The sequence below is a fragment of the Stenotrophomonas sp. 2YAF22 genome, from assembly GCF_052114665.1.
Taxonomy (GTDB): domain Bacteria; phylum Pseudomonadota; class Gammaproteobacteria; order Xanthomonadales; family Xanthomonadaceae; genus Stenotrophomonas; species Stenotrophomonas indicatrix.
On record NZ_JBFRFE010000772.1, the window covers coordinates 1 to 1,676 of the forward strand.

Consider the following 1,676-nt stretch of genomic DNA (forward strand, 5'->3'; position numbering starts at 1 on the left):
CCTGCTGACCGGTGCCAGCAGCGATGGCAGCGATGGCGTGGCCGCGGTGCGCGCCGCTGGCGGCCAGGCGTGGTTGCAATGTCCCGAGGAGGCCGAGGCATCGATGATGCCGGCCTCTGCCCTGCAGCATGCCGGCGCCGACGCCGTGCTGCCCCTTGAACTGATGTGTCGTCGCCTGAAGGAGTTGTTTGCATGAACCTGCTGYCGCCGGACCCTGCCCAGTCGCAGGCGCCGGTCAACCTGCTGATCGTCGACGACGTGCCGCAGAACCTGGTGGCCATGCAGGCGCTGCTGCGCCGCGAGGGCGTCAACCTGTTGCTGGCGGACTCTGGCGCGCAGGCGCTGGAGCTGCTGCTGGAGCACGAGGTAGCGCTGGCGCTGCTGGACGTGCACATGCCGGAGATCGACGGTTTCATGCTGGCCGAGCTGATGCGCGGCTCGCAGCGCAGCCGGGATGTGCCGATCATCTTCCTGACCGCCTCGCCGGATGATCCGCTGCGGGTGTTCAAGGGCTACGAGACCGGCGCGGTGGATTTCCTGCACAAGCCGGTGGCGCCGCAAGTGATCCTCAGCAAGGTCAACGTGTTCATCGAGCTCTACCAGCAGCGGCAGCTGCTGAAGGCGCGCAACGAAGCGCTGGAGCGCGCGTTGAAGCTCAACGAGACCATGGCCGCGGTGCTCACCCACGACCTGCGCACGCCGCTGTCGGCCATCCTGCTGTGTGCCGACAAGCTGTCGCTGGAACTGCCGGACGACAATGCCGGTGCGCAGCAGACACTGAGCTACCTGGAAGCCAGCACGCTGCGGATGGCACGCATGGTCGAGCAGCTGCTGGACTTTTCGCGGATCCGCAGCGGTGGCCTTCGCCTGCAGACAGGTGCATGTGACCTGGCCGAGGTGACACGTGCGGTGCTGGTGGAGGCCGGTGCCGGCCATCGAACCGATCGTATCGCCCTGGATGTCCGTGGCGATTCGACGCTGCAGGGCGACATGGATCGCCTTGGTCAGATCGTCGCCAACCTGGTCGGCAACGCACTCACCCATGGCGCCGACGCGACGGTGCAGGTGCAGGTCGATGGTGGCGATGCACGTGTGGTCGCGCTGCGCGTGCGCAACAACGGCCATGTCGATGAGGCGTTGCTGCCGCGCCTGTTCGAACCCTTCAAGGCCAGCTTCCATCAGAGCAACGGGCTCGGACTGGGGTTGTACATCGTTGACCAGTTCGTGCGTGCCCATGGTGGACGGTTGAGCGCGCGCAACGAGGCGGGGCACGTGGTGTTCGAGGCGCTGCTGCCTCGTCGTTCCGATTTGCGTAGTCCGGCGGTTTCCTGAATTCTTCAGCTGGCGCGTGAGCGAACTGAGACGGGCTCGTCCGCAACTGCTACCGTGGCACCATTCTTGCAAAGGAAGCTCCATGCCACTGCGTGCCATCGCCTATGTCAGCCAGGCCAAGCCGGATCTGTCCGCCGAGCGTTTGCAGACGCTGGTCGAGGATGCCGCGCGCTTCAACAAGATGGCAGGGGTGACCGGTGTGCTGCTGCATGACAGCGAGCGCTTCCTGMAGTACATCGAAGGCCCGCCTGATGGCGGTATACGAGCGCATCCTGCAGGCCGGCAGCCATGTCGACATCGTCGAACTGGCGCGCGGCCGGGTAGGCCAGCGTCAGTTTCCGTAC

General features: G+C 65.7%; 2 protein-coding genes and 1 pseudogene. All 3 read left to right on the forward strand.

Going from position 1 to position 1,676, the window contains the following annotated elements:
* On the forward strand, nt 1-196 hold a 196-nt coding region (locus AB4Y84_RS20970; protein WP_442250851.1), incomplete at its 5' end, for a chemotaxis protein CheB.
* Nucleotides 193-1,332: a hybrid sensor histidine kinase/response regulator gene (locus AB4Y84_RS20975; protein ID WP_442250852.1), complete on the forward strand. Its 1,140-nt coding sequence runs from the start codon at nt 193-195 to the stop codon at nt 1,330-1,332. The genes AB4Y84_RS20970 and AB4Y84_RS20975, both read left to right, overlap by 4 nt.
* Before the next feature lie 82 nt (nt 1,333-1,414).
* Nucleotides 1,415-1,676, forward strand: a pseudogene (locus tag AB4Y84_RS20980) (BLUF domain-containing protein); the annotation flags it as partial.